Annotated in this window: 7 protein-coding genes; 3 read left to right on the top strand and 4 right to left on the bottom strand. The window is 71.4% G+C overall.

The features are described 5' to 3' along the window. Positions 1-39: 39 nt before the first annotated feature. The 4 genes from GUY59_RS44955 to GUY59_RS44940 all read right to left on the bottom strand — a co-directional run bounded on the left by GUY59_RS44955 (position 40) and on the right by GUY59_RS44940 (position 4,728). Positions 40-549, bottom strand: a complete 510-nt coding sequence (locus GUY59_RS44955; RefSeq protein WP_132341343.1) for an AAA family ATPase — start codon at positions 547-549, stop codon at positions 40-42. Positions 550-672: 123 nt separating this feature from the next. Next, complete coding sequence (locus GUY59_RS44950) at positions 673-2,058, bottom strand: hypothetical protein (RefSeq protein ID WP_138208387.1); 1,386 nt, start codon at positions 2,056-2,058, stop codon at positions 673-675. 164 nt (positions 2,059-2,222) lie between these two features. After that, positions 2,223-3,974 (bottom strand): acetyl/propionyl/methylcrotonyl-CoA carboxylase subunit alpha, encoded by a 1,752-nt coding sequence (locus GUY59_RS44945; protein WP_138208388.1) that lies wholly within the window; start codon positions 3,972-3,974, stop codon positions 2,223-2,225. A 34-nt stretch (positions 3,975-4,008) separates the two neighbouring features. Next, a complete protein-coding gene (locus GUY59_RS44940; RefSeq protein WP_132341347.1) occupies positions 4,009-4,728 on the bottom strand; it encodes an SDR family NAD(P)-dependent oxidoreductase in 720 nt (239 codons plus the stop codon). 127 nt (positions 4,729-4,855) lie between these two features. Between GUY59_RS44940 and GUY59_RS44935 the strand changes: the two genes are divergently transcribed. From GUY59_RS44935 to GUY59_RS44925, 3 genes are all read left to right on the top strand, one after another. Beyond that, entirely contained in the window at positions 4,856-5,128 is a 273-nt protein-coding gene (locus GUY59_RS44935; RefSeq protein ID WP_165960088.1) for a WXG100 family type VII secretion target, read from the top strand. 162 nt (positions 5,129-5,290) lie between these two features. After that, a complete protein-coding gene (locus tag GUY59_RS44930) occupies positions 5,291-6,436 on the top strand; it encodes a S8 family serine peptidase (protein ID WP_138208389.1) in 1,146 nt (381 codons plus the stop codon). Between the two features lie 95 nt (positions 6,437-6,531). Next, positions 6,532-7,667, top strand: a 1,136-nt coding sequence (locus GUY59_RS44925) for a serine/threonine protein kinase (RefSeq protein WP_161715058.1), incomplete at its 3' end; no start/stop codon positions are given.

Raw genomic sequence — 7,667 nt, 5'->3', positions numbered from 1 at the left:
GCATTGCCCGGGGGCCTGGGCGGGTGCGGGAGGGTGGCACTAAGCGAGGGCCTGGGCGATCCGGTGCACCAGAGCGGCGAGTGACTCCTCCGGCGTACAGCCCGCCGTGTCGATGACGATGCGCTTCCGGTGCCACGGCTCGTACTCGCGCTCCACCACCTCCTGCCACTCGGGCAGCCGCAGGTCGGAGATGTCGACCGAGCGGGAGGTCACCCGGTCGCGGTGCTCGGCGTGGTCGGAGCAGACCACCTCCACCTCGGCGACCGGCACGCCCGCCGCCACCCCGACGTCGCGCCAGGCGTCACGGGTGGCCGGCAGCGGGTTGACCGACTCCGCGATCACGGTCAGCCCCTGGCCGAGATGCTCCTCGGCCAGCGCGTAGCCGACGAAGTAGCCCACGGGGCCGAGCGGCGGGCGGGCCAGGCCCGAGCGTACGATCGCCTGCTCGATGGTGTCGATCCGCAGGTGAACCCCGCCCGTACGGCGGGCCAGGAGGCGGGCCAGCGTCGTCTTCCCGGTCGCGGGCAGACCCCCCATGACGATGAGCATGCCCCTCATGCTGCCCGGCGACCCGCCACTTCACGCCGGACGACGCAGCGCCCCCTGCGGATGCCCGTGTGCCGGGGCTCCGCAGGGGGCGCTGCTCCTGCTGAACGATTCAGCGGTGGTGCGTCACCAGTCGCCGCCGCCGAAGTCTCCACCGCCGAAGTCGCCGCCGCCGCCGCCGAAGTCGCCCCAGCCGCCGCCGGCGTCGCCGCCGCCGCCGCCGAAGTCTCCGAGGCCGCCGTCACCGCCGCCGGCGTCGCCGCCCCAGCCGCCGCCGAAGCCGAAGCCGCCGCCGAGCATGCTGCCCATCATGGTGCCGATGAACATGCCGGTCATGATGTCGCCGAAGCCGCCGTAGTAGCCGGAGGCGTACGGCTGGTAGGCGGGGCCGGCGTCGTAGTAGGGGCGGCGCTGGCCGTCGACCATGACCTCGCGCATCTGCGGGTCGAAGCCGCGCTCCACGGCCTCGGCGTCCATCTTGCAGGCGGGCACGTCGCGCACCGTGCCGCCGGGCGGGGCCCAGCGCACGTCGCGGGCGGACGGGCCGTGCTGCGGGTTGAAGAAGCAGGGTGCGCGCCGCTCGGGCACGGGGTCGTTGTTGACCTTGGCCTTCACCACGGCCAGCGCGTAGCGGCCGTCTTCCAGGGTCTCGGTGACCTCGCGGACCTGGTCGGCGCGCTCCACCGCGGCGAGCTGGGCCTTGGCCTTCTCGTAGGCGTCGAGCGCCGTCTGCCACTCGTCGATGTGCTGGCCGCTCTCGCCGGACAGCGTCACGTCGGTGTCGAGGGCGGTGATCTCCTCGCCGAGCTTCGTGACGTCCTCGTCGACGGTCTGCTTGACCGCGGCGAGGTCCTTCGCGTCCTGGATGGCCTTCTTCTTCCTCCGGTTGCTGGAGTAGAGGAAGTAGCCGCCGCCGCCGACGACCACGAGCGTGCCCAGGGCGATCAGCGCGGCGGTGCCGCCTGCGCCGGGGTTGGCCTGGCTGCCGGTGTCGAGCGCGGACCGCTTGCCCTGCGCGGCCAGGTCGACGCGGTTGGCGAAGTCTTTCATGCCGTCGACGACGTTGCCCTCGTTGCTGCTGACCGCGCGGTTGGCCAGCTCGCCCGCCAGGCCCGGCGCGCGCAGCTGGCTGGAGGCGGCGAACAACGTCATGCCGTCGAGCACCGCGTAGGTGGCCCTCGGCCGTCCGGCCGCCGTCAGCGCGGAGTTGAGCTCCGTCATGTAGCCCTTGATGGAGGAGCTGTCGACCGTGCCGTCGGGGACCGCCACAGCATAGATTTTGGTGTCGGCGCCCTTGAGCGCGTCGCGGATCTCGCTCTGCTGATCAGAGGTGAGCGGCGAGCCCGACTCGACGAAGAGCGGGTCCTGCTTGTCCTTCCAATAGGACACGACTGATTGTGCGTCAGGGGGGTCGGCTGCCGCGTTGGCGGCAGGGGTCAGCGCAAGAACGACAATGAGACCGGCGATCAGAGCCGCGATCGCGGCCCCTGCTCGGCGCAGCGAGTGGGTCATTGGCAGCAAGCCTCCTTCGCCCATGAGGACGAACGGGCGATCGGCAAAGTTCCTCACCTGAACGTTACCCGTCCAGGGGCGCGGGGGTGCACAACGCGGGCGAAGATCGTGGAACGGTAGATGCCCCTTTTATTGCTCCGTGCTAAGAACCCGGCTCACGCCCGTCACGACTCCTTGATCATGCAGATCGCGGCGCCCGCGGTGACCGTCTGCCCCACGGCCGCGGTGAGCCCGGTGACCGTCCCCGCCTTGTGCGCGGTGAGCGGCTGCTCCATCTTCATGGCCTCCAGCACCACCACCGTGTCGCCCTCGGCGACCACGGTGCCGTCACCCGCCACGACCTTGACGATGGTGCCCTGCATGGGGCTGACGAGCGCGTCTCCGCCTGCCGAGGCCTTCTTGCCGCCCACGCCGCCGCGCCGGGGCGCCTTGCCCGCTCCCGCGGAGGTCGTGGCTGCGGTCGTGCCGAGACCCGCGGGCAGCACCACCTCGAGGCGTTTGCCGCCGACCTCGACGGTGACGGACTCGCGCTCGGGCGCCTCGCCGGAGGTGATGTCGCCCGCGTACGGGGGGATCGTGTTGTCCCACTCGGTCTCGATCCAGCGGGTGTGCACGGTGAACGGCGACGAGACGAAGGCCGGGTCGCCGACGACGGCCTCGTGGAAGGGCAGCACGGTCGGCATGCCCTCGACGACGAACTCGGCCAGCGCCCGCCGCGAGCGCTCCAGCGCCTCCTGGCGGGTCCGCCCGGTCACGATCAGCTTGGCCACCAGTGAGTCGAACGTCTGCGGGACCGTCATCCCCGCCTCGTAGCCGGCGTCGAGCCGGACCCCCGGCCCGGACGGCGTGCGCATGACGGTCAGTGTGCCGGGCGCGGGCAGGAAGTTGCGCCCTGCGTCCTCGGCGTTGATCCGGAACTCGATCGAGTGGCCGCGCAGGACCGGGTCGTCGTAGCCGAGCGGCTCGCCGTCGGCGATCCTGAACATCTCGCGCACCAGGTCGATGCCGGAGACCTCCTCGGTGACCGGGTGTTCGACCTGCAGGCGCGTGTTGACCTCGAGGAAGGAGATCGTGCCGTCCTGGCCGACGAGGAACTCGCACGTGCCGGCCCCGACGTAGCCGGCCTCTTTGAGGATGGCCTTGGAGCTGGAGTAGAGGACGTCGATCTGCTCCTGCGACAGGAAGGGCGCGGGCGCCTCCTCCACCAGCTTCTGGTGGCGGCGCTGGAGCGAGCAGTCGCGGGTGCTGACCACGACCACGTTGCCCTGATGGTCGGCCAGGCACTGGGTCTCGACGTGGCGGGGCCGGTCGAGGTAACGCTCGACGAAGCACTCGCCGCGGCCGAACGCGGCGACCGCCTCGCGCACCGCCGACTCGTACAGCTCGGCGACCTCTTCCAGCCGGCGCGCGACCTTGATGCCGCGCCCGCCGCCGCCGTACGCGGCCTTGATCGCGATCGGCAGCCCGTGCTCCTCGGCGAACGCCACCACCTCGTCGGCCCCGGAGACGGGGTCCTTGGTGCCCGCGACGAGGGGTGCGCCGACCTTCTGGGCGATGTGCCTGGCCTGGACCTTGTCGCCCAGCGCGGCGATGGCGGCCGGCGGCGGGCCGATCCAGGCCAGTCCCGCGTCGATGACGGCCTGCGCGAAGGCGGCGTTCTCGGCCAGGAAGCCGTAGCCGGGGTGCACGGCGTCGGCTCCTGAGCGCCGTGCGACGTCGAGCAGTTTGGCGACGTCGAGATAGGTTTCCGCCGGCGACTGCCCGCCCAGCGCGTACGCCTCGTCCGCCACCCTGACATGCAGGGCGTCGAGGTCCTGGTCGGCGTATACCGCCACGCTGCCGATCCCGGCGTCCTTGCACGCACGGGCCACGCGTACGGCGATCTCGCCGCGGTTGGTGATCAGAACCTTCCGCACCGACGTTAGTCCTTCCTGCTGCCCGAGTTGCGGATCAGCGGCCCAGGTATGCGCCGCCGTTCACGTGAACCACTTGCCCGGTCACGTGCCTGGCACCCGCTGACGCCAGGAAAAGAACGGTATCCGCCACATCGGCGGGAATGCCAGGGCGGCCGTTGCGTGTGTTCTCCACGCGGGCCGTGATGCCGTCTTCGGTCAGCCGGCCCCGGAAGAACTCGGTGTCCACGACGAGGCCCGGCGAGACGACGTTCGCGGTGATGCCTCTGGGGCCGAGTTCGGCGGCCAGGTCGGCGGTCCAGGACTCCAGGGCGGCCTTGGCGGCGCCGTACGAGCCGGAGCCCGTGCCGCGCGCGGCGATGGAGCCGATGGAGACGACCCGGCCGTCCTTGGCGATGCGCGGGGCGAGAGCGGTCGTGACGAGCACGGCGGACATGAGGTTGGCGTTGAGGTTGGCCCACCAGGCCTGCGCCACCTCAGTCAGCTCGCCGGGCCGGCCCCTGTCGAGGTTGGTGTTGCCGCCGGCGTTGTTGACCAGCACGTCGACCTGCTCGGGCAGGTCGGCGAGCGCGTCGTTGACGGCGGCGGGGTCGGCGGCGTCGAAGGGCACGCAGGAGGCGCCGAGGCGCTGCGCGGCCTCCTTCAGGACGCTCTCGCGGCGCCCGGTGATCGTGACGCGGTCGCCGAGCGAGACGAACGCCGCCGCTATGGCGTGTCCGATGCCGGTGCCGCCGCCGGTGACCACAACCTCGCGCATGGAGTCTCGCTCCCGATGAAGACGAACGATTCTGCGCTAGACCATAGCCGCTCGGCATAACAGGGGCGACGGACAGTGGCCGACCTTAGCCTGAGGGCGCTTTCACAGGTTCCCCCAGGAGGTATGCATGAGCCAGAGCATGCTCGGCGGCGACCCCGCGGAAATGCAGCAGATGTCCACTCAGTTCACCCAGCAGTCGGAGGCGGTCCGCACCACGATGACCGCGCTCGACCGCGAGGCCGCCAAGGTCGGCACGGCGTGGACGGGGCCGGGCGCGCAGCGCTTCCAACAGGCATGGCAGAACTACCGCACGGCGTTCCAGCGGATGACCGAGGAGCTTCAGGAGGCTTCGCGGGTCATCGGCACCTACCGCCAGAACATCGAATCCGCCACGAAATGATCATGGATTGGGGCCCTGGCGAGGGTGCCGGGGCTTCTTCCATCGAGACACCGGAATTCCGGGGGCCCTTGAGGTGGCGGGTCCCGGCCCCAGAATAAATGTTGTGCACCGCGACGCCGGTCCGCGGACTCCCCTGAAACGGGCAGGCTACGCTTTTTACCCATGATTGGTCGCGCCCTGGTGGCGAGCGTGCTCGCCCTGCACCTGTCGGCGGTGCCGGCGCTCGCTCAGGCGCCGGAGAAGTGCGCCCCGCCGAAGGCCAGCCCCGCCATCGCGGAGAGCTGGGCCCAGCGGCGCCTCGACGTCAAACGGGTGTGGCCGCTGACCATGGGCCAGGGCGTCACCGTGGCCGTCATCGACAGCGGCGTCGACGAGCGTCACCCGCAGATCCGCCTGGCGGGCAAGGCCGACCTGACCAGCGCCAAGGCCGACCACCGCGACTGCGTCGGCCACGGTACGGCGGTCGCGGGCATCATCGCCGGCCAGCCCCGGCCCGACGTCCCCTTCTACGGCGTGGCCCCCGGGGTGCGACTGCTGTCGTTCAAGCAGTCCGACGAGACGAACGGTAATCTTGCCACGCTGGTCAAGGCCATCACGACGGCCGCGGACGAGAACGCCGACGTCATCAACATCTCCATCGAGACGCAGGACGCGCCCCAGCTGAAGGCGGCCGTCGACTACGCGCTCGGCAAGGACATCGTGATCGTCGCCGCCGCGGGCAACACGAAGAAGGACGACGGCACGCCCTCTCCCTCCTATCCGGCCGCCTACGACGGCGTGCTGGCGGTGGGCTCGGCCACGCCGGACGGCGGGCGGTCGCAGTTCTCCAACCCCAACGCGGTCGACGTGCTCGGCCCCGGCCAGGACGTCAGCTCGACGTGGACGGGCGGCGGCTACCAGAGCAAGCTGGACGGCACGAGTTACGCGGCGCCGTACGTGACGGGGGTCGCCGCGCTCGTCCGCGCCCGTCACCCGCACCTCGACCAGCTCCGCGTACGGCGGCGGGTCATGTTGACCGCGGACGGCGCCGCGGGCAAGGGCACCGGCGTCGGCATGGTCAACCCTCTGCTGGCGGTGACCACGGTGCTGCCGTCGGAGGAGGTGGCGGTCGCGCCGCCGGTGCCGTCGCCGTTGCCGGCGTCGGTGGTGAGCAAGGCCGTGCCGCCCGATCATCGGGCCATGGAGGTCGCGACGGCCGTGGGCGCCGGTGGCCTGATGTTGTCGGGCGTGGTGATCGCCTTGTACGTGCTCGTGCCCATGGGGCGCCGGCGCGGCTGGCGGCCGGGGTCGCGAGCCGAGGCGGATTGACCGCTGTTGTCAGGGTGTGACCGAAACTACTGATGTATATGGTGCGTATTTGATTAAATGTCCCTCGTTCATGACGTATTCCCGGAAGGACGGTCATGGCGGAGAAGGACTCGCCTCAGCCTGAGCGCATCGGCCCCCACGAGATCGTGGGGAAGGTCGGCACGGGCCCTCGCGGCGTCGTCCACCTGGGAAGGAAGTCGGACGACTCCGACCACGTGGCAGTCAAGACGCTGACCGTCGGCCCGGCAGACGATCCCGGCTTCGTCGCCAGGCTCAAGAGCGTCGCACGGTTGTCCAACTCGAACATCGCCCGCACGATCGACGCGGGCGTCCACGAGGGCCGGCTGTACGTCGTCCGGGCGCACGCCGAGGGCCGCTCACTGGCCCAGACCGTCGCCGAGGACGGCCCACTGACCGGCGACGCGCTGGAACGGGTCGCGGTGGGCATGCTGACCGCGCTGACCGCCGTCCACCTCGCCGGATTCGCGCACCGCGGCCTCACCCCGTCGAACGTGATTCTCACCGGCGAGGCGCTGCGCGTCACCGACATCGAGATCGGCGACCCCGCGGGTGAGATCGGCTACCGCGCGCCCGAGCAGATCAACGGGCTGCAGTACGGCCCGTACGCCGACGTGTTCTCCTGGGCCTCGACCGTGGTGTTCGCCGCGACCGGCGCCGCGCCGTTCGGCCACGAAGCCCAGGCCGTGCTGAACGGCGCCCCCGAGGTCGGCGATCTGCCCGAGCCGCTGCGACAGGTGGTGCTCGCCGCGCTGACCAAGGACCCCGGGGCCAGGCCGACCACGTCCACCGCCATGCTGCGCCTGCTCGGGGACGCCAACGCGCCGATGCCCGCCCCGCCGATCGAGGGTGTCCCGGTGCCTCCGCCCGCGCCCGTCGCGGGACCGCCGGCCCAGGATCCGCCCGGGATTCAGCCCATCCAGCTGTCGATCGAGGGCGTACGCAAGCCCATGGGCGGCCCGATGCCGGTCAACCTGGGCCCGGTCCAGCACGGACCAGTGCCGCCCGGCGGGATGCAGCAGGGACCGCTGGGCCCCGGCCCGGCGCAGGGACCGCAGGGCCCCGCGCAGCCCGGCCAGGCGGGACCCGGTCCTGCTGAGCACGGTCCTGTCCAGCACGGGCAGGTGCAGCACGGGCAGGTGCAGCACGGCCAGGTGCAGCACCCCCCGCAGGGACACGTGCCGCCGCCCGCTCCGCCTGCCTGGGGCCCACC

The sequence above is a fragment of the Nonomuraea sp. K271 genome (genome assembly GCF_009908215.1).
GTDB lineage: Bacteria > Actinomycetota > Actinomycetes > Streptosporangiales > Streptosporangiaceae > Nonomuraea > Nonomuraea longispora.
Note: the sequence above shows the minus strand (reverse complement) of the source record. Positions and strands in the feature narration are given on the sequence as shown.

Coding starts and splice junctions, on each gene's coding strand:
- GUY59_RS44955 (WP_132341343.1), bottom strand. CDS start 549: ATGCTCATCGTCATGGGGGGTCTGCCCGCGACCGGGAAGACGACGCTG.
- GUY59_RS44950 (WP_138208387.1), bottom strand. CDS start 2,058: ATGACCCACTCGCTGCGCCGAGCAGGGGCCGCGATCGCGGCTCTGATC.
- GUY59_RS44940 (WP_132341347.1), bottom strand. CDS start 4,728: ATGCGCGAGGTTGTGGTCACCGGCGGCGGCACCGGCATCGGACACGCC.
- GUY59_RS44935 (WP_165960088.1), top strand. CDS start 4,856: ATGAGCCAGAGCATGCTCGGCGGCGACCCCGCGGAAATGCAGCAGATG.
- GUY59_RS44930 (WP_138208389.1), top strand. CDS start 5,291: ATGATTGGTCGCGCCCTGGTGGCGAGCGTGCTCGCCCTGCACCTGTCG.